General features: G+C 36.1%; 20 protein-coding genes. 16 read left to right on the forward strand and 4 right to left on the reverse strand.

The window, feature by feature from the left end:
* Positions 1-67 precede the first annotated feature (67 nt).
* Positions 68-1,453, reverse strand: a complete 1,386-nt coding sequence (locus tag CC92_RS0100385) for a uracil-xanthine permease family protein (protein WP_029502371.1) — start codon at positions 1,451-1,453, stop codon at positions 68-70.
* Between the two features lie 777 nt (positions 1,454-2,230).
* Between CC92_RS0100385 and CC92_RS0100390 the strand changes: the two genes are divergently transcribed.
* Both CC92_RS0100390 and CC92_RS0100395 read left to right on the forward strand, forming a co-directional pair.
* The gene (locus CC92_RS0100390; protein WP_029502370.1) at positions 2,231-3,100 is read left to right on the forward strand and encodes an SPL family radical SAM protein; all 870 of its coding nucleotides are present in this window, start codon (positions 2,231-2,233) and stop codon (positions 3,098-3,100) included.
* Positions 3,101-3,116: 16 nt separating this feature from the next.
* Entirely contained in the window at positions 3,117-3,545 is a 429-nt protein-coding gene (locus CC92_RS0100395) for a DUF6144 family protein (protein ID WP_242841386.1), read from the forward strand.
* 205 nt (positions 3,546-3,750) lie between these two features.
* On the opposite strand, the gene CC92_RS21990 is transcribed toward CC92_RS0100395, so the two are convergent.
* Complete coding sequence (locus tag CC92_RS21990) at positions 3,751-3,888, reverse strand: cold shock domain-containing protein (protein WP_081841814.1); 138 nt, start codon at positions 3,886-3,888, stop codon at positions 3,751-3,753.
* 169 nt (positions 3,889-4,057) lie between these two features.
* On the opposite strand from CC92_RS21990, the gene CC92_RS0100405 reads away from it, so the two are divergent.
* From CC92_RS0100405 to CC92_RS0100415, 3 genes are read left to right on the forward strand one after another with little or no spacing between them, the layout of a single operon-like run.
* On the forward strand, positions 4,058-4,426 hold the full coding sequence (locus CC92_RS0100405; protein ID WP_029502367.1) for a GntR family transcriptional regulator: 369 nt from the start codon (positions 4,058-4,060) through the stop codon (positions 4,424-4,426).
* Positions 4,423-5,292, forward strand: a complete 870-nt coding sequence (locus CC92_RS0100410) for an ABC transporter ATP-binding protein (RefSeq protein ID WP_029502366.1) — start codon at positions 4,423-4,425, stop codon at positions 5,290-5,292. The genes CC92_RS0100405 and CC92_RS0100410 overlap by 4 nt, the downstream gene beginning before the upstream one ends.
* Positions 5,289-6,023 (forward strand): hypothetical protein, encoded by a 735-nt coding sequence (locus CC92_RS0100415; RefSeq protein ID WP_029502365.1) that lies wholly within the window; start codon positions 5,289-5,291, stop codon positions 6,021-6,023. Before CC92_RS0100410 ends, CC92_RS0100415 begins: the two co-directional genes overlap by 4 nt.
* A 169-nt stretch (positions 6,024-6,192) precedes the next feature.
* On the opposite strand, the gene CC92_RS0100420 is transcribed toward CC92_RS0100415, so the two are convergent.
* Positions 6,193-7,371, reverse strand: coding sequence for an amidohydrolase (locus CC92_RS0100420; protein ID WP_029502364.1), 1,179 nt, complete (start codon positions 7,369-7,371; stop codon positions 6,193-6,195).
* Between the two features lie 248 nt (positions 7,372-7,619).
* Between CC92_RS0100420 and CC92_RS0100425 the strand changes: the two genes are divergently transcribed.
* From CC92_RS0100425 to CC92_RS0100450, 7 genes are all read left to right on the forward strand, one after another.
* A complete protein-coding gene (locus tag CC92_RS0100425) occupies positions 7,620-8,108 on the forward strand; it encodes a deoxycytidylate deaminase (RefSeq protein WP_029502363.1) in 489 nt (162 codons plus the stop codon).
* 205 nt (positions 8,109-8,313) lie between these two features.
* Positions 8,314-9,732 (forward strand): serine hydrolase domain-containing protein, encoded by a 1,419-nt coding sequence (locus CC92_RS0100430; RefSeq protein WP_029502362.1) that lies wholly within the window; start codon positions 8,314-8,316, stop codon positions 9,730-9,732.
* Between the two features lie 466 nt (positions 9,733-10,198).
* The gene (locus tag CC92_RS0100435) at positions 10,199-12,175 is read left to right on the forward strand and encodes an SGNH/GDSL hydrolase family protein (protein WP_051650661.1); all 1,977 of its coding nucleotides are present in this window, start codon (positions 10,199-10,201) and stop codon (positions 12,173-12,175) included.
* A 46-nt stretch (positions 12,176-12,221) separates the two neighbouring features.
* On the forward strand, positions 12,222-12,407 hold the full coding sequence (locus tag CC92_RS22360) for a hypothetical protein (protein WP_155998317.1): 186 nt from the start codon (positions 12,222-12,224) through the stop codon (positions 12,405-12,407).
* Positions 12,408-12,674: 267 nt separating this feature from the next.
* The gene (locus tag CC92_RS0100440; RefSeq protein ID WP_029502360.1) at positions 12,675-14,213 is read left to right on the forward strand and encodes a glycoside hydrolase family 43 protein; all 1,539 of its coding nucleotides are present in this window, start codon (positions 12,675-12,677) and stop codon (positions 14,211-14,213) included.
* 407 nt (positions 14,214-14,620) lie between these two features.
* Positions 14,621-15,121, forward strand: a complete 501-nt coding sequence (locus CC92_RS0100445; RefSeq protein WP_029502359.1) for an RNA polymerase sigma factor — start codon at positions 14,621-14,623, stop codon at positions 15,119-15,121.
* A complete protein-coding gene (locus CC92_RS0100450; RefSeq protein ID WP_029502358.1) occupies positions 15,114-15,722 on the forward strand; it encodes a DUF4367 domain-containing protein in 609 nt (202 codons plus the stop codon). Before CC92_RS0100445 ends, CC92_RS0100450 begins: the two co-directional genes overlap by 8 nt.
* A 144-nt stretch (positions 15,723-15,866) precedes the next feature.
* Here the strand turns inward: CC92_RS0100450 and CC92_RS0100455 are convergent, their stop codons facing one another.
* Positions 15,867-17,351 carry an L-fucose/L-arabinose isomerase family protein gene (locus CC92_RS0100455; RefSeq protein WP_029502357.1) on the reverse strand — a complete coding sequence of 495 codons (1,485 nt, stop codon included), beginning with the start codon at positions 17,349-17,351 and terminating at the stop codon, positions 15,867-15,869.
* A 444-nt stretch (positions 17,352-17,795) separates the two neighbouring features.
* On the opposite strand from CC92_RS0100455, the gene CC92_RS0100465 reads away from it, so the two are divergent.
* From CC92_RS0100465 to tig, 4 genes are all read left to right on the forward strand, one after another.
* Positions 17,796-20,012, forward strand: coding sequence for a methyl-accepting chemotaxis protein (locus tag CC92_RS0100465; protein WP_034218377.1), 2,217 nt, complete (start codon positions 17,796-17,798; stop codon positions 20,010-20,012).
* Positions 20,013-20,032: 20 nt separating this feature from the next.
* Positions 20,033-20,731, forward strand: coding sequence for an MgtC/SapB family protein (locus CC92_RS0100470; RefSeq protein WP_029502354.1), 699 nt, complete (start codon positions 20,033-20,035; stop codon positions 20,729-20,731).
* Between the two features lie 177 nt (positions 20,732-20,908).
* Positions 20,909-22,036: a glycoside hydrolase family 88/105 protein gene (locus tag CC92_RS0100475; protein ID WP_029502353.1), complete on the forward strand. Its 1,128-nt coding sequence runs from the start codon at positions 20,909-20,911 to the stop codon at positions 22,034-22,036.
* 278 nt (positions 22,037-22,314) lie between these two features.
* A complete protein-coding gene (gene tig, locus CC92_RS0100480) occupies positions 22,315-23,349 on the forward strand; it encodes a trigger factor (RefSeq protein ID WP_034218376.1) in 1,035 nt (344 codons plus the stop codon).
* Positions 23,350-23,432: the final 83 nt, after the last annotated feature.

The following is a 23,432-nucleotide window of genomic DNA, read 5'->3' on the forward strand; positions in this document are numbered from 1 at the left end:
GTTACGTATTTGGGGACGTAGCTGCTTTCGTCATATGAGGAAGAATCGAAGCTAGGTAACAGCAGCGTTATTGTGTGCTTTTTTGCTTACTACCAATACTTAATATTAAATTTATAATAATTCCGAAGATTGCTGCACCAGCTACACATGGAATACTCATACCAAAGAATGGGATGTTACCATTAAAACCATACTGACCACCAAGACCAATAATCATAATGGTAGAGATAACAGCGATATTTCTTGAGCTGAAAAGATCTACTTTCTTTTCTACCATAATCGCGATACCTTGTGCTGCAATGGCACCGAATAAGTAAACCTCAAGGCCGCCAATAACAGCGGTTGGGATAGAGTAGATTGCATTTACTAATGGAGTGAAGCAGCTTATGATCATAGCGATAATAGCAGCACCTATTAATACTGGGATTGAGAATACCTTAGTTATAGCCATAGCGCTAATATTCTCACCGTAATTGGTTCCAGCTGGTCCTCCAACGAAACCAGATACCATATCACCGATACCATCACCGATTAGGTTCAATCCAAGTTTATCTGCAATAGCATAACGTTTTGAAGAATTTTTCTTTTTTGCTAAATCATTAACATAAATATCAAGCTGATATACGTGAGCAGTAGATTCTGGAATCGTTGCGATAGCGATTGGCATGATTGCAGCTACAGAGATCCAAGACGGTTTTGGTAGAGTAAAGGTTGGAAGAGCGAAGATTCCGGAACTCGACTCCGGAAGTACTTTAAATAAGTTAATTCCGGTTACCTGACTAACAATAAAAGCGGTGAAACAACCAAGCAGAGGTCCAAATAGTAGAGGAAGCTGTCCGAGCATTCCTTTTAGATAGACAGAGAATAAAATGGTAGAAATTAAGGTCACCAAAGCGATAATCCATGCCATATTATGTGCCATTGCAATTTCAGATTCAGCTACACGAATAGTACCATAGGTATCGGTTGCGATTGAATTTGCATCAGTGAGAGCAGTTCCTGCAAGTGTAAGACCAATAACCATTGCAATTGGGCCAGTAACAGTAGCAGGTAGTACTTTTTCAATTGCCTGCTGGCCAAATCGTTTGATAATTAAACCGGCAACGATAGATACAATACCTGACATCATAATACCAAATTGAGCAATTGAAATTTTGTCATTTAACGGGAGTCCTTCTAAAGATGTTGAAGCCATTAAGCTTCCAATTGCCGCTACATAAGAAAAACTCGAACCATAGTATAACGGGATTTTACGCCCTGTTACAACAATAAAACAAATGGTTGCGAGTCCGCTGGCAAAAATAGTAGTTGAGATGTGAAAATTAGTAATGATTGCTACAGCAACCGTAGCTGGAAACATTACGATCACTTGTTGAAGGGAATAAAGAAGTAACTTCCATAGCGGTGGTCTTTCGTCAGGCAGATAAGCGCTGAACTGATTGGTTGTTTTCATAAAAAATCCTCCTTGAATAAATCACGATAGAATCATTTCTTGTGTAAGTTGATTTTCTTCTGTGTATTAGTTATTCTGGTAGTATCTTTCAGGAGATTTCTTGTGTACTTAACGTCTTTACCTATGATTCCATAATAAAACAAGAATCGTCGTCCTACTTCCTATGTACTAGGTAAAACTCCATGCTATGAAGTCAAATCCTGGTGGAGTGAAGTGACGCATGGAGATTTACTAGGCTAGATTATATTATAAATACATAGAAAAGAAAAGTTTAAATGCGTTAAGATTTTGTTAAGAAATACCAGTAATTTAAAGTTAGAAATGTATAGAAGGTATAAAAGATAATAAGTAATAGATGTTTGGGTTTCTTGGTTACATCAGAATTTTCTTAGTAAAATTTTTAAATATGACACAGGATGTCATATTTGGATAATATACTTAGAATGTAGCCTATATTATGTATACATCTGAATATAGTTCTACCTCAATTCATGTAATATACTTAGAATGAAGCCAAGTCATATGCTAATGTAATACGCTTAGAATGAAGCCAAGTCGTATGTTAAGAATATAGCTCCGTCTAGTATTCATGTAATATACCTAGAATAGCCCTTATCCTGCATTATTGGAATAGTCTAAGATTGTATCACTATCTATAATTATTTTACAGCATGAATAAACCTTTCCTATTATTCGGATTCTAGAAATTAAGATATATTATTATGAAATTGAATTGTTTTTACTACAACATATAGAGAATGGAGTGACGAAAGAACTATGCACTATAAAGAAGCGAAAGGTATCCTATCGCAAACCAATGGGATGAATCTCTACCGTGGCTGTACTCATGGCTGTATTTATTGCGACGCTAGAAGCAAGTGCTACCAGATGGATCATGATTTTGAAGATATTGAAGTAAAGATAAATTCACCGATGTTATTAGAATCGGCACTCCGTAGAAAAAGGAAAAAATGTATGATTGGAACCGGTGCGATGAGTGATCCTTATTTATCTCTGGAACCTGAACTAAAATTAACAAGAACCTGTTTATCTTTAATTAATCAATACGGCTTTGGACTTAGTATTCAAACAAAATCAAACCGTATACTTCGAGATGTTGATCTCTTAAAAAGTATCAATGAAAATTCAAAATGTGTCGTCCAGATGACACTTACTACCTACGATGAAAAGTTATGTAAAATCATTGAACCGGGGGTATGTACTACGAAAGAACGGTTTGACGTATTACTAAAAATGAAAGAAAAGAACATACCAACAGTAGTATGGATTGATCCAATCTTGCCATTCATTAACGATACAGAAGAAAATCTTTGGGGAATCCTAAATTATTGTGTAGAAGCAAAAGTATATGGGATTATTTGCTTTGGAATTGGATTAACGTTAAGGGAAGGAAATCGAGAGTATTTTTATCAAAAATTAGACGAGCATTTTCCAGGACTAAAAAAACGATACCATGAAACCTATGGTTATGCCTATGAGATTAGGAGTAAGCATAATGATAAGTTGATGAAGCTATACTATGATGTTTGTCAAAAGAATCATATCGTATGTGATAACAACAAGATTTTTCAATATCTTCATGAATATGAGGAAAAGAGTAATACCGAACAGTTAAGTTTATTCTAGATAATAGAAAGGACTTATATCGTCTAAGCAACGTTTTGAATGGGCATGTAACGTATGTAAGCTTTTAGAAGATAATTTTGAATATGAGACGATTTGTGATATCCGTATGGACTGTTGTTGTAAGCCATCCATGTTACATATGAAAAAACTAAAGGACTTATATTCTAAGTCAGACAACCTTCAGGATTATGCTATCTTGGCAAGTAATGAAACTCCTGCAAAGTTTTGGGCAGAAGGAAGTACTTTATATATGAGTTATCCAGAGTGTTATTGTTCTGATGTAAAACATACCGTGGAAACAATGTCAAAGTCATGGTGTTTATGCACGCTTGGTTATACAAGATATATGTACGAATATATCTTTGATTGCCGTGTGAAGGTTGAATTGCTTGAAAGTGTAAAGTTAGGAAATCATCGTTGTGTGATAAAGATTGAATCCATATAGAATTATCCAAAGAATAAAACCAGATTTCACTCGTAGTGAGGTATAAATATATAGTTTTATTCTGTCTTTTAAAACTTTAGGATTAAGAAAAAACTATATTATGATACAAATAGTCAAATGGTTGATAAAACTTACATGAGAATAATAAATAACTGTAATAATTTAATTTATTATTGGTTTATGCTATGTCTACATTAATTGCTCTTTACTTTCTTTTGTCCTTTGGGTCTCTTTCGGTATCGAAAGTAACCTTCTGTCCTTCCTCAAGGCACTTATAACCATTCATCATGATTGAGGAATAATGTACGAACACATCATCTCTACCAGCAGCTGAAAAAATCATATTAAATAATTAAAAATTTAGTTGACAAACATTCCACCCACGTATATAGTTAATTACATAAGTAACTAACTAATAAAGTAATCAAGGAAAATATATAGAAAAAAAGATTCTATTAGAGATTACTATTTGAAATTACTATTAGAGATTATTTTCAGAAAGGAGGATTTCCATGAAAATTGATTTTGAAAGTAGTAAACCAATCTTTCAACAGATCGCGGAACAGATTGAAGATGCAATATTTATTGGAGCTTTTGAAGAAGGTACACAGATACCTTCCACTACGGAAATTTCAACAACATTTCAAATTAATCCCGCGACTGTATTAAAAGGGATGAATCAGCTTATGGAAGAAGGAATTTTATATAAGAAAAGAGGGGTTGGCGTGTTTGTTTGTGAAGGTGCAAGAAATCAGATTGTTGGAAAAAGGAAAGAAACGTTCTATGAGAACTATATCGAAAGTTTGCTGGCAGAAGCGAGAAAACTGGAATTAACAAAGCAAGAAATTATTGAGTTAATTGAGAGGGGGTTAGCAAAATGAATGGAATTTCGATAGAACGAGTAAGTAAAAAATTCGGTAGTGTTGTTGCATTAGATAACATTAATCTATCCTTAGAAGCAGGGAAAATTTATGGTCTACTAGGTAGAAATGGTGCTGGTAAATCAACTTTATTAAACGTCATATCTAACCGATTATTTGCAGAGGAAGGAAAGGTACTAATTGATGGAGATAATGCAATTGAGAATGATAAAGCATTAACTAAACTTTACTATATGAGTGAAGGGAACTGCTATCCTGAAAACTACTCCGTCAATGATGTCTTTCAAGCAGCCAAGATGCTATACGGCGAATTTGATTTTGATTATGCAAAAAAGCTTTGCAAAAAGTTTGATTTAAATACAAAGAAAAAAATAAAAAGCTTATCAACGGGTTATGCCTCCATCTATAAAATTATTACAGCACTGTGTTTACCGGTTCCATACTTGTTTCTAGATGAGCCAGTTCTTGGACTGGATGCGAATCATCGGGAGTTATTTTACCAGCTAATCTTGGAAGATTATAATCGATATGAAAGAACAATTGTAATATCAACCCATTTAATTGAGGAAGTATCGGGATTAATTGAAGAAGTAATTATTATTAATAAGGGTAAGGTGATTCGTAAAGAGTCATGCGAGGAATTATTAAATTCAGGGTATACGGTTACAGGAAAGAGTAAAGATATCGAGGCATTTATAAAAGGGAAGAATGTGCTTAGTGAGAATAGTCTTGGCGGACTTAGGAGTGTTTGTATCCTTGGAAAGTTAAACCGTGCTGAAATTCCAGATACTCTGGAGATTACGAAATTAGATCTTCAGAAATTATTTGTTAATCTAACGAAGGAAAAGGAGGAGATGGTAGGATGAGACTAAGTAGAGCCTTTAAGTTTCAGATTAGGGAGATGATAAAACCAATAGCTTCTTTTTATGGTATGTTTTTTCTGTTTGTGTTTCTGTTTATTGGTCTTGCATATACCAGCAGTGATGGGAGCGTTAGCTTTGGTGGATTTGAATTATGTACCATAGTGATGTTATTTGTTACCATGCTTTCTATGATTCGTTCTGATTTTCTTTTGTTTTTACAACATGGTTATTCGAGAAAAACTTTATTTCTAAGCACTACCCTTTGTTTAATTACTACCTCAGCAGTGGTAGTCTTTATAGAAACATTTGTCTATAAGATATTTAGTAATTTGCTGCCTTACAATGGAATGTTTTTTCAAGGATATGGGGCTGCTTATATGAGTGATGGCGGAGTAAAAGGATTTATTGACGAGTTCTTGTGGAAATTTTTCCTCTATATCTTAGCAGGTGCCATTGGTACGTTTATTTCACTATTATATTACCGTATGAATAAATTGCAAAAAACGATAGTCAGTGTAGGTGTTCCGGCATTATTTATTGTTGTATATCCACTTGCAGATCAATATCTATTTGAGGGAGCTCTAACTAGACTGGTAGTAAAGATTATGGATTTTTATACCGGATATGCGTTTGGTGGCAATCCTTATGTTAATATGCTATGTAATATCGGACTTTTTGCTTTATTTGGAGCGTTAAGCTTCTTACTATTAAGAAAATGTAATTATAAAAAATAGCGGAATAGTTAAGTGAGTGACGAGGTGTGAAATGGTTCAAATTCGCATGAATCGATGTTTATCTTTGTATCAGCATTCTGTTGTTAATGATAAAAAGGCTAGGAAAGGGCGAAAGCATTCGGTGCTTTCGCTCTCTTGATTACTCCGCAAGCAGCGACAGACCGCGCGGTCATTTCGGTCTATGATATTGATATACGATTTTACCATCGATAATGGTATAGAGACAGTTAGTAAAGACTTCTAACGGATTCCCATCAAAGATAGCAATATCAGCGTCTTTTCCAACTTCAATACTACCGATACGATGATCAACTCTACATATTTTAGCAGCATTAATTGTAATGGCCTTTAATCCATCCTCCATTGGTAGCCCATTCTTTACGGCAAGTCCAGTACATATTGGAAGGGTTTGCACTAGACTAACTGGATGGTCGGTTGTAATAGATACCATAACGCCAGCTTTGCTTAGTTCCCCCGCTGTCTTAAATCCCATGTTTTGAACTTCAATTTTATTCCGAGAGGCAAGATCAGGACCGACAATGGCAGGAAAACCAGAGGATAAGATTTCCTCGATAATGAGATGACCTTCACTACAATGATCGAGAGTGATATCTAGGTCGAATTCTTTTGCAATTCGTATCGCAGTTAATATATCATCGGTACGATGGACATGTGCTTTTAGGGGAATCTTTCTTTCTAATACTGGTATCCATGGCTCTACTCGAAAATCCACCTCAAATTCTTCTGAGGTCTCTTCAGCCTTCTTCTTTTTCTTAAGATATTGCTTCGCTTTCCATAATTCCTCCCGAAGTAAGAACGCAATACCCATTCGTGTGAGTGGCATCTTATCTTGATCTCCATAAAAAGTTTTCGGGTTTTCACCAAAGGCAACCTTCATCGCTGCGGGATTTAATATTGCTAAGTCCTCGATGCATCTAGAACCTGCAGTTTTTAAAAATACAAACTGTCCACCTACAACATTGGTACTTCCTGGGCCAACCATAATTCCGGTGATACCTGCACGGATGGCATCATGAAAGGCTGGATCAAGAGGATTAATTGCATCAAGGCCCCGTAGATATGGAGTAACTGGATTACTTGTTTCATTCGCGTCATCTCCTTCTTTCCCTTTCTTTTCTTCCGTGATACCGACGTGACAGTGGGCTTCAATGAAACCTGGCATCACAATGCAGTTTGATGCTGGAATCGTAGTTAGTGATATATTATCCTTGATAGAGATGGTAGGTGCGATTTCTTTTATTTTGCCGTCTTCTATCAAAAGATCACCTGGTTGATACATAGTTCCAGACATCGTTAGAATAATTCCATCCTTAATTAATAGTTTCATAGTGACTCCTCAGTCTAATCATAGAGTTAAGAACTAATCTATGGATATTTATTGAATGAAAAGAGATAATTCTCTGCCTTATCAATTTCTTACATGTGTAGTATAAACAGACAAATTAAAAATATGAACATAACATCAGTTTTTGATTTCTTTTTGCTTGTATAATAAAAAACAGTATGCTATTCTAGGTGATAATAGAGAATCATGCCTAATTTAGAGGTATTTTGTAGTTCGAAAGGAGTTAACATATGGATCGTAGAGACAAAGTAAATTACTATCTTGATATTGCTGAGACTGTATCCAAACGTAGTACTTGTCTTAGAAGAATTTATGGAGCAGTGATTGTAAATAATGACGAAATTATTGCAACTGGCTATGTTGGAGCTCCAAGAGGAAGAGCAAATTGCTCCGACTTAAATTATTGTATACGCACTAAGCTTTCGGTACCACGAGGAGAACGATATGAGTTGTGCCGCAGTGTGCATGCAGAAGCCAATGCAATTATCAGCGCACCAAGAGAAAAGATGCTTGGCGCAACACTTTATCTGGTTGGATTTGAAATGCCAGATATGAATTATATTCAAAATGCAAATAGCTGTTCTATGTGTAAACGTATGATAATTAATGCAGGAATCGAAACTGTGGTAATTAGAGATAGTAAGGAAGATTACCGTAAGATTGAAGTTAATGACTGGATTGTAAATGATGAATCTTTGGAGGGCATCCGAGGATACTAGAGTTATTTTACTCAAATAATTTTTACAAAGCCGAAGTATAAAGGATAGGAAATTTCAAAAAGGTCAATTTAATTATACTAATTTAATAATTGCTATAGAAATAAAAAGAGAGAAACGCTAGAATAAGTTTAGTGCAGCAGTATTTAGAAAGAATGTACTAAAAATAAACTAAAGAAATCAAGCTTTGCCTTGGAGGGAGTAAGAAATGAGTATGACAGACAATAAAAAGAAGATACCAGAAAAAGCAGTGAAGTCATTTCTTAAACAGTTACAGGATGACCGAGTAAATCTACATGGTTTTCTTATGATGTTAGAAGATGAGGTTATTTATGAGGGTTACTGGGAACCGTTTCATGCGGAATCGATGCATCGAATGTATTCCGTAGGAAAAAGTTTTACTTCTATAGCGATAGGTTTGCTTGTGGAAGACGGAAAACTTAAGTTAACGGATAAAATCTGTACTTATTTTGAAGATAAGTTGCCGAAAGAGGGAGTTCATCCTTGGATTAAGGAAACAACAATCCGTGATATGCTTTGTATGACGAGTGCTCATCATGCCACGACATATAAGAGATACGCAGGAAATGACTGGGTAGAATCATTTTTTCATGTAGAGCCAACTCATAAACCAGGCACCATCTTTTCTTATGATACTTCGTCGACACATGTTCTATCTGCTTTGGTAGAACGACTTACAGGAATGCAATTACTTGATTATTTAAGAGTGAAATTCCTTGATCGTATTGGATTTTCCAAAGACGCAAAGATTCTAAAAGATCCGATGGGAGTTTCTCAAGGCGGTTCCGGATTGATTTGTACATTAAGAGATTTGGGATTAGTTGCCAATGTGTGTCTTCATATGGGAGAATATAAGGGAGAGCAACTATTACCAAAAGAGTACCTAATGGAAGCAACAAAAAAACAGGTAGACACAGTATTGCAACCATTTCTTGATGAGCAATTTGGATACGGATATCAAATCTGGAAAGCAAGACATGATGGATTCTGTTTCTACGGAATGGGCGGACAGCTTGCGGTATGCTTTCCGCAGCATAATTTTGTATTTGCTACTATGTCAGATACACAAGGTTCTCCGGACGGAATAAAAAATATTTTTGATGCCTTTTATAGGCAAGTATATCCATACTTGGAGAGTTCTCCTTTAAAGGAATCAGAAGAATCACTTACTGATATGATAGACAAACTAAAACTTCCTGTTGCTTCTTCTATGTATGAACCATACAAAGATGGAAAGAAAGAAATGGCACAAAGTTATAGTATGCAGCCCAATCCTATGGGGTTAGAAGAGTTTACCGTCACAATTAATGGTGAGGTTGGTTACTTCGATTACAAGATGAAACAAAAGTCACATCGATTAACATTCCATCTTAAGGAAGCCTCTTATCAAAACTTCCCTGAAACACAGTATAAGTGCATGTGTTCTGGTGTGTGGCTTTCAGAAGAGGTACTATATATTAAGACCAATATCATTGAAGAGTGTTTTGCGTCTGTTAATATGCTGCTAGTTTTCCGAGATAATACAGTAACTATCTGTATGAAGAAGGTAGCAGAAATGTTTTTACAAGATTATGAGGGATTTGCTACTGGAACTAGAATGAACTAGAACGTAGTTAAGAACGCAAGAAACCTATTGTAGTGATTAAAAAGTTTGTAGTTGTCGGTAATTTAAAGCTTGTTTAGTGAAATTTGGTATACTTAAAACGAGCCTAGATATAATTGGCTAGAGTAAATAAGGAGCATTATTCCTTATTTACTCTAGCTTTTTCTTGTGCACCCAGCGGGCGCACGTTTCTTATCCTGTCTAAAAATACAAAAGAAACTTATATGAAACAATGGGTATTCCCTTAACCTGACATTGAATGAAGGGCTCCTTTCTTGTTATAATACAAATGTTTTTAATATATACAAGGGAATGCTAACGAACCCTAATGCTATCTTGGGGAATTCTTTAGATTATGATATATCATAGGATTGAGGACTTAAGTGTTTATTCCCAATAACCTTTAGTTTATGATCGTGCAGTCTCATAATAAAATTACATAAGCAGCAGTAGGAGAGGATACAGAAGGATGACAGAAAAATATTGTAGAAAAGAATTATTTTTAAATCATAGTATTCCACTATTTACAAAGGAGTGTGGGAAAGGATTTGTAAACGAAACGATTGGAAACCTAAAAAGAAAAGTTGATGTCAATCGATTGATAGCAAGGGAAGATGGTATCTATATTACAGAGACTGACGAAACGATTAGTTGGCAGAATGAAAATCATTTTAATTACGGCGGATTAATATATCGTTTCACAGGTCTTACACCGGGAACATATCATATTTCAGTAACATTAGCAAAAGATAGCGATGCTGCTGTCGTTTCAATTTCTGGGATGAACGGAAGAAGACTTCTAGAGGATGGACACTGGGATGCAGCTAGAAAAATCCCAAAAACAGCGGTTGCCACTATAAAAGATAAAGTCTGGGAATTTGATTTTGTGACAGGGCGCGATTTGATCGAGGTAGAAGTAGAGCCTGATCTTTGTACGCTATGTTGCCCAAGTAACATCACTAGTACCGTAGGAATAAAGGAAATCACTTTAACAAAGAAAGAAATATCGGCACCAAATGCTAAGCCGACGGTGTATCTGCTTGGAGATTCTACAGTCAAAAGTTATATCTTTGAAGAAGGGATTATGTCAGGTTGGGGACAAGTTATTGGGGATTTTTTCGATGGGGAGAAACTAAAGATTGTTAATTACTCTATGGGAGGACGTTCTCTCACTTCGATGTATCAAGAGGGACGTTTGAATGAAGTACTGCTTCAGGCAACCCCTGGGGATTATCTGTTATTACAGTCAGGACATAACGATGAGTCAACGGGTGATAGTATGGGACCATTTGCTAGGTTCGGTAGAGGAAATACTGGGGTTGGTTATGAAAATTGGTTAAGAGAAGAGTATTTACCAGCAATAAAAAGCAGAGGCATCCAACTTGTACTTATCACACCAATGACAAGAATTAATAAACTTGCTACTGGGGAGGAGGTAGAGTTTTCTGGATTTAAGAACTCAGAAATACCAGGGATTGATTTTCCAGCGATTATGAAACGTGTTGCAAACGAATTTAATATTCCTTTGATAGATTTGTATGAAGAAAGTATGAAGTATTTAAAGGAGATTGGACGAGAGGCAGCATTTGCGATGTTTTTATCAGTAGAACCGGGTGAGACTCCTGGAAAGACGAACTCTGGAAGTTATGCAAATGGTAATCCAAGCGGCGCTATTGATGGAACACATTGCAAGGAGACTTTATCCAAACAATGGGCAAGAATTATAGTTTCGCAGATTCAGAAGTTAGAATTGCCAATCAAGGAAGCTCTAAAAGAAGAAGTTAGAAGTGCCATAGAAACAGGAGATTGGTTCTCGGTATTACCAGAGTTATCGCTCGATGTTTTAACGGGTGAGAATGCGTATTATAGAGAGCAGATAGAGTGTCTTCTAAAGCACCATGTACTGGAGCATACGAGAAAAAATTACTTTAGCCCGAAAGAGGAAATGAAAACCAAAGATTTCATTAACGGTATAACCAACATTTGGGAACTGCCAGAAGGTTTTGGAGCCAATTATGAAGGATTCGTATTAACAAGAGAGGTAATGGCTGCAATTCTTTATGATGCCTATCTGATTAAGTTTGGCAAAGAGGAAGATGGAAGATGGAGAAAGCCAAAATACATGACAGATTATAATGGAAAAGCCCTATCTCCAGAGGATCCGAATTATGACCCAAATCTGATTGGAGAAAGTGCGCAGTACTATCCTTTGGTACCATTTCAAGCAATTCTTGACCTTAACAGTATTGATGCTTCTTACTTTGAGAAATTTCATACGGTTTATGAACTGGGACTTCTTCGTTCGGAGGAAGGAATTAGGAGAGGCGTTATGAAGAATGGGGTTTACCTAAGACCAAAACAGGTGGTAACAAGAGAAAAGGCAGCTAAGGTGTTATATTTTTTACGTATCCTTTCTAAGGATATTTATGAGGAAACAAATAATTAACGAGGTATTCTTACAAAATCTTTATGTCTGATGCAAAGGTTGCAAAGTGCATGAGAGATTGGCCATAACTGGAACATATGATACTACGACATCAGCAGAATATAAGGCATTTGCGATTAAAAATGGAATACCTTATACATTAAATGGATATGTTGCATCTATTCAGGGGATAAATTTACTAGCGGTATTTAAATACATCTTTAGATATAGCAGAAGCCATGGGTTAAAATAAATCCCATGGCTTTTACTTATTTATAAATATTCATTCCTAAACTAAAATATATGTTAAAGTTATGTCGAAATCGTGTTTTGACTACATTTGAAAAGCTGCGGAACACCAAAATCTTAAGTTTCTATGAATATGTGGGAATCTCATTGCGAAGTTCCCTCATTCTTTGTATGATAAGTATGGAAAGGAATTCTAGGTCTATAAATACATAGGTTTAGTGTTCCTAAGTTACATACAACAAAGCAAAAAAACTATGGAGGTCAGACATAGATGAGACAAGAATATTGTAATCCAGTACAAAGAGGCTTTTTTCCAGATCCATCTGTCATCCGGGTCGGAGATGATTATTATATGGTAAATTCCTCCTTTCAGTATTTCCCGGCAATTCCTATTTCCCATTCCAAGGATATGGTTCACTGGCATATAATAGGACATGCAATTGCGAATCCAGAATATTTACCACTTGAAGATATCAAGGATTCTCACGGAATATGGGCACCAGATATTTCATACCATGACGGAACCTTTTACATTTATGCGACACTTCGCTTAAATGGTGACGGTACCAGAGGTAATAATGTGCTCCGTAGACAGCTTTTAGTTACTTCAAAGACACCGGAAGGTCCTTACTCTAAACCTACCTGGCTTGAAGTAGATGCGATTGATCCATCTCACTTTATCGATGATGATGGAAAACACTATATGGTAATTGCAAAGGCTGCAACGGTGATACCATTAAGTGACGATGGAAAACGTGTGATTGGAGAGCCGGTTGTAGCCTGGGAAGGAACTGGCGAGCGCTGTCCAGAGGGTCCTCACATTATGAAAAAGGATGGATATTATTATGCCATCGTAGCAGAGGGAGGAACTGGATATGGTCACGGAATTAATGTGGCGCGTTCTAAGAATCTTTATGGGCCTTATGAGGAGTGTCCTTATAATCCAGTTCTGCGTCAGTTTAAAGAAGATTCCCCTATTCAGCGTACTGGACATGGAAAATTAGTTCAGACACAGAATGGTGACTGGTGGATTTATTATTTGCTTGGAAGGCCAAATCAAGGAAGATATACCACCGTTGGTAGGGAATCTGGTCTTGACCCAGTAACCTGGACAGAAGATGGTTGGTTTATCATAAATGAAGGAAATGGGCCAAGTGAAAGACAGATAGCCCCAGACCTTAAAGAGTGTGTATTTGAGAGAAATCTAAAAGACGATTTTGAGGAAGAGAAACTTAATTTAGAGTGGGAGTTTGTTAGAAATCCTGACTATGGCAGTTGTTCTTTGACAGAGAGACCAGGATTCTTTCGCATCTGGACAAGAGATGGTAAATTAGATGAGATTCGTGCTAAGAATACCCTAGTTCGTAGAGAGCAAGAGCTTTCTTATGAAGCAGAAACGAAATTAGACTTTCATCCAACCAAAGACGGAGAGCAGGCAGGACTGACTTGCTACTATAGTACTGCTACTTATGCGCGATTTTCTCTTTGCTATGAAGAAGGTCGGAAACTTCAGCTTGTGATTAACCGGAATCATGGAGAAGAATTAATGGCAGAAGTTCCTGATATCAAGGAAAGTGTAGTTTATCTTAAAGTTATTGTTAATAAACTAACTCGTAGTTTTTATTATAGCTATGATGGAGAGGATTGGATACTGGCTGGTGTATTAGAAAACTGCATCTACCTATGTGACGAAGGAGTTCCAGATGATCCAAAGCGGCATACAGGTACCTTGGTTGGTATCTATGCGAATAATGGTGGCTGTGGTTCTAGAATAGCTGCTGATTTTGATTATTTTTATTATCAGGATTAGTATCATCTTTCGTTATAAAATGAAGTGTAAGCTTGTTTGAATCACTTATTTGAGAAGTTACTTATATTAAAGCATCAAAAGAAAGAAATAGTTTAATATTATTTACCGAAAAAAGATTTTGAATTGATATCCTTTGTTAGATTATCAAAGGAAGTTATTCAAAATCTTTTTTTATTATAGGAAAGGTTATGGAAGGAGATATTTATAGTATAGAGAAGGATTAATATGTATCAATAGAGTAATCGATATGAATACGAAATCTGATAGTTAATTTTAAGGTTATGGAATCTAATATGATAAAATGAGAAAGTGTTTTAGATTATCCCAATAAAAAATATGAATAAAAAATATTATCTTGCAACATTTTATACTTCTTAATTGTATATATAGTGAAAGGGGGCGGAAATGTGGGACTTGAATCATTATCCGGAGATGATTTGGTCAAAGAAATCATAGAGTCTGAAGGTAATGCAATTTATCGTTTGGCTTATTCCTATCTAAAGAATACCCATGATGCAGAAGATGTTCTGCAAGATACACTGGTACAGTTTTTAAAAACAAAACCAGAATTTGAATCGAAGGAACATAGAAAAGCATGGTTATTAAGGGTAGCTTCGAATTTAAGCAAGAATCGCTTAAAGTTAGCTTATCGAAACTTTAGTGTGCTTGATGAAGAGATACCTACAACACAAGATTTTACAGAAGAGGACTCTGAGGTTTTAAGGGCAGTACATTCCTTACCAGCAAAATACCGTGATGTGATTTATCTATTTTATTACGAAGGGTATCACACGGAAGAGATTGCAGGAATTTTAAACAAGAGGGATGCTACCGTTCGTTCCCTATTATCAAGAGCAAGGAAAAAGCTAAAAACGACGTTAAAGGAGGCGTATGATTTTCATGAGTAATTACAAAGATGCCTTAACAAAAATATATATCAGTAAGGATATGGAGGAAAGAATCATGAGAGAAGTTAAAAATAATGTAGTAGAGACAAAAAAAGAGAGAACAATAGGTAGAAAGTGGATGTTACCAGCAGGATTGGTTGCTTGTGCAGCACTGACCCTAGGAGTTTTGGTGTTACCAAAAGTGACAAAGGATTCAGAAGATCAAGTGCAGATACCTAATCCCATCGTTGAGATAGAGGATATCAAATCTTTAAAGGAAAGTGTGCCATTTTCTTTAAAGGTACTAACCGTTGTTCCAGAAGGATATGAAGTTAGTGATACTTCTTTAATTGCAGGAACCCTAGCTCAGATTATCTATTCCAATGGAAGTAATGATATTACTTACCGTATGGCAGAGGGCACCGAGGATATCAGCGGTGATTATAATACCTATGAGAATACAAAAGAAATTACGGTTAACGGGCAAGACGTTTTATTAAAGGGTAACAAAGATGGCTACCAAGTAGCATCATGGACAGATGGAACCAATGCGTATTCTATCAAATCCAATAGTCCTTTAGAGGAAGAGCAGATGATTCAAAGTATTGAAGAAATTCAATAATATGAAAATAAAAAATGAGCGATTCATTAAAATAAGATTTTCCTGGATTATCGAGAGATAGTTTTTAATCTTTGTTGGTAATAGAAAGAAGAAGGTACAAACATCAATTGTTTGTACCTTTTTTTTATAAGAAGGATAATCTGATTACCTATAAAAAGGATTTTCTGTCGGATACATCATAGAAGCTGGTCGATTGAACTCAATGTCAGCAACACCAAAGTACTTAAATACTTCAAAGATTGCCTTACCGAAGTGCCCAAAGGCAACAGCTCCGTGATGAGGATAGTTCTTTTCTACTAATACATGACGGTAGAAGCGTTTCATCTCAGGAATGGCAAATACACCGATGCTACCAAAGGACTGAGTTGGAACCGGAAGAACATCACCTTCTGCAACATAAGCACGTAATACCGTATCAGCTGTACTTTGAAGACGGAAGAATGTGATTTCACCAGGAGCGATGTCACCCTCTAAGGTACCTCTTGTGATGTTAGGTTCCTGATTTGGCTCAAGGCTTCTAGCCATAATCTTCTGATTTTTCATTGAACAGAAGGATAGCTTCTTAGATGGAGTATTTCCACAATGGAAGCCCATGAAGGTATCAGTTGCTTTATAATCAAACTTGCCTTTGATAGAAGCATCATACATATCAGCTGGAACGGTGTTGTTAATATCAAGAAGTGTTACGGAATCTTCACTGACACAAACTCCAAGGTACTCACTTAATGCGCCATAGATATCAACTTCACAGGAGATAGGCATACCCTTGCTAGCAAAGCGGCTATTTACATAACATGGTACGAATCCAAACTGAGTTTGGAAAGAAGGCCAGCACTTATTAGCAAAGACAACATATTCTTTACAACCCTTGTGAGCCTCTGCCCAATCAAGTAATGTAAGTTCGTACTGAGCAAGTTTAGGTAAGATACCTGGCATTTTATTACCAGTACCAAGTTCTTCTTCCATATCTTTTAACACATCTGGAATTCTTGGATCATTTGCATGATCGTTAAAAGAGGCAAATAAATCAAGCTCAGAGTTTTCTTCAATTTCTACGCCTAAGCTGTATAATGCCTTGATTGGAGCGTTACAAGCAAGAAAATCCTGAGGTCTTGGTCCAAAGGAAATAATCTTTAAGTTCTGCAAACCGATAATTGCACGAGCGATTGGTAAGAAATCCTCAATCATAGTAGCAACTTCAGCTGGTGTACCAACTGGGTATTCTGGTATGTATGCGCGGATATTACGTAATTTTAAGTTATAGCTTGCATTTAACATACCACAGTAAGCATCGCCACGTTCATCTGCAAGAATAGAGGTAGTTTCCTCCGCTGCTGCAGCAAACATAACAGGACCATCAAAGTTCTTTGCTAATAAGGTTTCGCTGCTTTCTGGACCAAAGTTACCAAGGTAAACAACCAGAGCATTACAATTTGCAGCTTTCACATCAGCAAGAGCTTTTAACATATCTTTTTCATTTTCAATTGTGACTGGACATTCGTAAATCTCAAGTCCTTTTTCGCGATAAGCGGAAACTACAGCTTCTCTTCTTCTGTTGGAGAGACTCATAGGGAAACAGTCTCTACTTACGGCAACAATGCCGACATTAATGTTTGGAATGTTATTCATTCGAAAATACCAAACCTTTCTTAGTTATACGTGTTATAAGTTGCTTGCGGGAATAATTAGTTTAGTCATAAAACTAACTAATCATATTATAATTTTAACTGATCCAAATGTCAAGGAAATACAAGCTAAAAGCAATCAAACGTACAAGTTTAAGGGAGGAATGTATCAACAAAAAGATAACATTAAAATAAAGAAAATCCGTTAAATAAGGAATTTAATGAAACTGTACCAATATGCGGCACAATTTGTCGATATTTACCGAATTAAGTTGTAACTTATATCAATTCATGTATAATAGAATTAGGAGAATGACATCATAGAAGAAGCTAGAGAGGGTTATATATATAGTTTTAAAATTACGGTAGGGTAGCAATTTTTTTAGTGAAATTGTGCGAGATACCGTAAAAGTCTCAAATAAAAAAATAGGGAAAGTGGGTGACATGATTGAGGAAGGAAAATAATAAACAAGATAAGATGAATTCCAAGCTGTTAAAAAGAAAAGGAGATTCAAAAAAGAAAGACAATAAGGAAAAGCGATTAGCGCTAAAGCAAGAGCTAAAGCAAAAAAAAGAAGATAAACGTGGTAAGTACTCTACTAAGAGAGAGAAAAAAAGAATCTTTGGAATTCGTTTTCGGTTAGCTATGGCATTTATGGTTCCAATTGCCTTTATTATTATTTTAGGAATTTCATCATATAATAAAACGTCAGAGGCTATGCTAAAGAGTTATGAAGAGTCAACGTTCCAGGCTCTTAAGACGACAACGAACTACTTTGAATTAGCAATGGAAACAGTAGAGTTACGTCTGAATCAGCTGAAAGGCTATGAGAACTTAAAGAATTACTACTCAGGTACATACAAAAATGATCCAGTTGCAGAGATGACTACGTTTAAAAATCTTGAAATATATCTTGATACAACGACATACTCTGATAATGTGCTGGCGAACTTCTATTTATTTAGCAAACGCGGTAGTAATCTATGTACGAACGGAAGCATGGATTTAAGTGGAGAAGAGTTGGTGGATGCTTATCTTGCTACAGAAGAGGGAAAAAGAGATGAAAATGAGAGGGGAGCATATTCTTGGTCTGGCAAGCATCAGTTTGTGGATGAACATTTTATACAGGATGAAAGTAGAAAACCAATCCCATATGCATTTTCTGTATCATCCGCCTTTTTTGGTAATGGATTTAAGCAAATCGGTTATATGGTAGCAGATATTAGGTTAGAATTATTTCAGAAGAAATTATCAGAACTTGAGATTTCGGAAGACTCTATCTTTGTAGCTATCTCTAAGGATGGTTATGAGGTGCATAGCAATGAAGAAGAAGGTATTTTTATTGCTGACAAATCGTTTTATACCGATGCAATCGCAAGCTCAGAGTTAAGTGGAACCAGTTATGTAGATTATGATGGAGAAAAGCACTTGTTTTTATATTCGAAAGCTGCAAAATCTGGAATTACCGTGTGTGGACTAGTTCCGTACTCTTATTTAACATCGCAAGCCAATGCAATCAAAACCTCAACGGTAATCTTTGTACTTATCGCAGTAGTCTGTGCTTTATTTATTGCAATTGTTATGTCAACAGATATGGGAGGCGCTATTAACAAAATTATCGTCGTGTTAAAGAAAGCCTCGGAAGGGGACTTAACTGTCACTGTGAATAGCCGTAGAAAAGATGAATTTGGTCTGCTATCGGATAGTGCGAATGATATGATTTCTAATGTAAAGGGGCTGATTGATAAAGCGCTTAAAGTAAAGGATACTATTTCAGCATCGACAGGTGATGTTTCAGATTCCTCAAAGCAGCTTTTAGTTGCGACCCAAAATATTTCTACCTCAATTGAAGAAATTCGTCAGGGTATTGTACAGCAAGCAGAGGACTCTGAAAAATGTCTTCGCCAATCAGACGAGTTAACTACGAGAGTGAATCAGGTATCAGATAATGTAACAACGATTGAAAAACTTACCGAGGACTCCAAAACGGTCGTACAGCAAGGATTAGTTTCCATTGACATATTGCGTGACAAGTCAGAAGAAACCACCAAGATAACAAGCAATATTATCGGAGAAATCGAATCGCTAGAGTCAGAGAGCGAATCCATCGGTAAGATTATAGGCGTTATTAATGATATTGCAGAGCAGACCAATCTATTATCCTTGAATGCATCGATTGAGGCTGCTAGAGCAGGGGAAGCTGGTCGTGGATTTGCAGTAGTTGCAGACGAGATAAGAAAACTTGCAGAACAGTCAGTCAGAGCATCTGGCGAAATTGCTACAATTATTAATAGCATTCAAGGGAAAACGAAACTTACCGTTACTACTGTTCAAAAGTCAGAGAACATTGTGAAATCTCAGGGAAATGCTTTATTAGATACGATTGATTTGTTCCAGAAAATTGATGCATCGGTTGGTTTGATAGCGAAAGAGCTTACAGAGATTACGACTGGTATTTCGGGTATTAAAGTTGCAGAAAATACTACGCTGAATGCGATAGAGAGTATCTCTGCAGTATCGGAAGAAACAGCAGCATCCTCGGAAGAAGTGGATAATGCAGCAAATCGTCAAGTAGAAATGGTATCGAAGCTAAGAGAGGCAACCATGCATTTAGAAACAGATGCGAAAGAATTGAATGAAGCATTGAACCAATTTCGCATATAAGTTTAGGAGGTAACAACCATATGCCGGAGTTATTAACAGAAGTAAATATAGTATCAACTGCCATTCGACTGCTCTTAGCATTAATTTGCGGAGGAATCCTTGGGATTGAGCGAGGGCGAAAAAAACGTCCGGCGGGTTTTAGAACTTATATGCTAGTCTGTGTAGGAGCAACTCTTGTAATGATTACAAACCAATATATCTATACACAGTATTCAAACACTGATCCTACGCGCATGGGCGCGCAGGTGATCAGTGGTATCGGTTTTCTTGGTGCAGGGACAATTATTGTAACAGGGAAAAATCGAGTGAAGGGACTAACAACAGCAGCGGGTCTTTGGGCTGCTGCTTGCATTGGTCTTTCCATCGGTATCGGTTTTTATAGTGGTGCTATTATTGGCTGTATCCTTATTTTTGTCGTGATGTCAGCGCTTCATCGACTTGATGAGCGAATGACATCCTCTGCAAAGATTATAAATCTCTACATTGAACTATCGCAAATGAGTGATGTAGGGCATTTTATGAAATTTGCGAAAGAACAAGAATTAAAAGTGAGTGAGGTTGAACTTACGAGAAGCAAAGCGTTTTCTAATTATGGTGTATCAAACGAAGCTTCGCTTGCGTTAACACTTACGTTGCAACTTCCGAAACGATGTACGCATATAGAAATAATAGAACTTTTAAGCACAGTCGAAGGGGTTAAATACGTGGAAGTTATTTAAAGTAGCAAATAAACAGTATTTAATACAAAGAACGAAAATTAGCTAGTTGAATGTAAGTGCTTTCATATGCTATAATAAGGTATCATGCGTATCATCTTTTATTGATCTCTGAAGGATATGCCAGAATAATCGTAATGTAACGACAATAGTTACCAAGAATACTAGGAGGATTAGACCATGGATATGATTGTAAAGTACATTAATGAGTTACTTGATAAGAGTACACCGGAAGTACCGATGTGGAACATAGAAAAAATCAAGAGCGGAGAAAAATCAGAATGGAACTACATTGACGGCTGTATGATTAAGGCTGTTCTTGAGATGTACGCAATAACAAAAGAAGAGAAGTACTTAAAATTTGCAGATGAGTTTATTGATTATCGTGTAGATGAAGATGGCAATATTTCTGGATATCATGTAGAAAAGTTCAACATTGATGACGTGAATGCAGGAAAAACATTATTTGAATTATATGATTTAACAGGAAAAGAAAAGTACCGCAAAGCGATTGAAATTATTTATAAACAAGTGAAGACTCAGCCAAGAACAAGGGAAGGAAACTTCTGGCATAAGTTAATTTATCCTCAACAGGTATGGTTAGATGGCTTGTATATGGGTCAACCATTTTACATGGAATATGAGACTCGCTTTAATAACAAGAAGAACTATGAAGATATTTTCCATCAGTTCTTTAATGTATATGAACTACTAAGAGATAAGAAGACTGGTCTATATTATCATGCATTTGACTCTTCCAGAGAAATGTTTTGGTGTGATAAAGAGACAGGGTTATCCAAGCATTTTTGGCTAAGAGCACTTGGTTGGTATGCTATGGCTCTCTTAGATACCTTAGATAAGTGTGAACCAACTGGTTATGAGAAAGAATATGAAAGATTAAAACAAATCTTTGTCGAATATATGGAAACAATCTTAAAGTATCAGGATGAAAGTGGTATGTGGTATCAGATTCCAGATATGGGTGGTCGTGAACGTAACTACCTTGAAACAAGCGGAAGCTCCATTATGGCTTACGCATTATTAAAGGGTGTTCGTCTTGGGTTCTTACCAGAGAGTTATCGTGAGAATGCAAAGAAGGCAATGGATGGTATCTGTGAGAAGTATCTTCATACAGAAGAAGGAAAGATGAGTCTTGGCGGAATCTGCCTTGTGGCGGGTCTTGGTGGAAAACAGATGCGTGATGGTTCTTATGATTATTATATGTCTGAACCTATTGTAAAAGATGATGCTAAGGGTGTTGGACCGTTCCTATTAGCATATACAGAGCTTCTTCGTCTTAATAAATAAAGGAATACCATAAACTAAAAAATACATGCTTTATAAATGATAAGGAAGTCTTTTCAAAAAGTTTAAAAATTCTGTGAACTTACTGGAAAGGCTTTCTTTTTATGCAAAAGTATGATATAAATAGAAATACAAGCTGTTTAGTATAATAGAAACAGTACGTCATAAATTAGCCAATCTAGTACTTTTTGCTTGGCCAAGGGTAGTTTATGCAAGGAATATCCTATGGGGGTAGGCTGCATAAGTTAAAAAAAGATAGAATAGATAAGAGAGGGTTTAAGATGAAGAAGAAAGCATTATTACTTGGGCTTTGCGGATGCCTTATGTTATCGGTGGCAGCGTGTGGCAAGAAAAGCGGTGTCGATGTCAAATTAGGGCAATATAAAGGAATTGAAGTTACTGTAGAGCCTGTTGAAATTACAGAAGAAGATGTTCAGCAACAATTAGATAAGCTTAACAATCAGTTCGGTACCGATGTTAAAATTACGGATAGATCCGATGTTCGCGATGGTGATACCGTGAATATTGACTATGTTGGTAAGGTTGATGGTAAGGAATTCGATGGAGGTAAGGATGAGGGATATAATTTAAAAATTGGTTCCAATACTTTTATCGAAGGATTTGAATCAGGTTTAGTCGGAAAGAAAGTTGGAGAAACTGTTGACGTAACTACTAAATTTCCTGATCCATACGATAATAATCCTGATTTAGCTGGTAAGGAAGCAATCTTCACTGTAACAATTAATTATTTAACAGATGGAACAAAAGAGCCTTTAACAGATGAAATTGTAAAAGCGAATACAGACCATGAAACAATCGCTGCCTATAAAGAATTTGTTAAGACATCATTAACTGAGCAAGCAGAGCAAACGGCACAGACACAAAAAGAAATCGATATTATTCAAAAAGCAATTGATAACAGTACCTTTAAGAACTTAGAGCAAGAAGTGTATGATAAGGAAGAATCAGATATGAGAGCTTATTATACAAGCCAGGCTTCCCAGTATGGTGTTGATTTAAAGACTTTCATGCTGTACTTCTTTGGTATGACAGAAGAGCAGTTTAATACAGAGATTAAAACAGCAGCTGAATTTAATGTAAAACAAAGACTTATGTTAGATGAAGTTGCAAAGGCTGAAAAATTAGAAATTACGGAAGAAGAATATAAAGAAAAAATAACGGAATATGTGGAACAAGGTGACTTTGAATCCATAGAAGCTTTTGAGGAAGCATATGAAGGTAAAGAAAATGTTAAGATTGCTTTATTAAGAGAAAAAGCACTTGATTTAGTAATTGAGGCTGCCGTAGTAAAATAATTAAAAATTAATATAGGATCAAAGCAATCCAATTGCTATTCAGAAAAATTAGGGGGTATCTTAAAGTAATTTGACTTTAGGAT

The sequence above is a fragment of the Lachnoclostridium phytofermentans genome (assembly GCF_000733755.1).
Taxonomy (GTDB): domain Bacteria; phylum Bacillota; class Clostridia; order Lachnospirales; family Lachnospiraceae; genus Lachnoclostridium; species Lachnoclostridium phytofermentans_A.

Excerpts from the sequence above, each read along its gene's own strand:
- CC92_RS0100425 (WP_029502363.1), top strand. The coding sequence starts at position 7,620 with ATGGATCGTAGAGACAAAGTAAATTACTATCTTGATATTGCTGAGACT.
- CC92_RS0100450 (WP_029502358.1), top strand. The coding sequence starts at position 15,114 with ATGAGTAATTACAAAGATGCCTTAACAAAAATATATATCAGTAAGGAT.
- tig (WP_034218376.1), top strand. The coding sequence starts at position 22,315 with ATGAAGAAGAAAGCATTATTACTTGGGCTTTGCGGATGCCTTATGTTA.
- CC92_RS0100430 (WP_029502362.1), top strand. The coding sequence starts at position 8,314 with ATGAGTATGACAGACAATAAAAAGAAGATACCAGAAAAAGCAGTGAAG.
- CC92_RS0100385 (WP_029502371.1), bottom strand. The coding sequence starts at position 1,453 with ATGAAAACAACCAATCAGTTCAGCGCTTATCTGCCTGACGAAAGACCA.
- CC92_RS0100435 (WP_051650661.1), top strand. The coding sequence starts at position 10,199 with ATGACAGAAAAATATTGTAGAAAAGAATTATTTTTAAATCATAGTATT.
- CC92_RS0100470 (WP_029502354.1), top strand. The coding sequence starts at position 20,033 with ATGCCGGAGTTATTAACAGAAGTAAATATAGTATCAACTGCCATTCGA.
- CC92_RS0100475 (WP_029502353.1), top strand. The coding sequence starts at position 20,909 with ATGGATATGATTGTAAAGTACATTAATGAGTTACTTGATAAGAGTACA.
- CC92_RS0100410 (WP_029502366.1), top strand. The coding sequence starts at position 4,423 with ATGAATGGAATTTCGATAGAACGAGTAAGTAAAAAATTCGGTAGTGTT.
- CC92_RS0100455 (WP_029502357.1), bottom strand. The coding sequence starts at position 17,351 with ATGAATAACATTCCAAACATTAATGTCGGCATTGTTGCCGTAAGTAGA.
- CC92_RS0100440 (WP_029502360.1), top strand. The coding sequence starts at position 12,675 with ATGAGACAAGAATATTGTAATCCAGTACAAAGAGGCTTTTTTCCAGAT.
- CC92_RS0100405 (WP_029502367.1), top strand. The coding sequence starts at position 4,058 with ATGAAAATTGATTTTGAAAGTAGTAAACCAATCTTTCAACAGATCGCG.
- CC92_RS21990 (WP_081841814.1), bottom strand. The coding sequence starts at position 3,888 with ATGATTTTTTCAGCTGCTGGTAGAGATGATGTGTTCGTACATTATTCC.
- CC92_RS0100390 (WP_029502370.1), top strand. The coding sequence starts at position 2,231 with ATGCACTATAAAGAAGCGAAAGGTATCCTATCGCAAACCAATGGGATG.
- CC92_RS0100420 (WP_029502364.1), bottom strand. The coding sequence starts at position 7,371 with ATGAAACTATTAATTAAGGATGGAATTATTCTAACGATGTCTGGAACT.
- CC92_RS0100415 (WP_029502365.1), top strand. The coding sequence starts at position 5,289 with ATGAGACTAAGTAGAGCCTTTAAGTTTCAGATTAGGGAGATGATAAAA.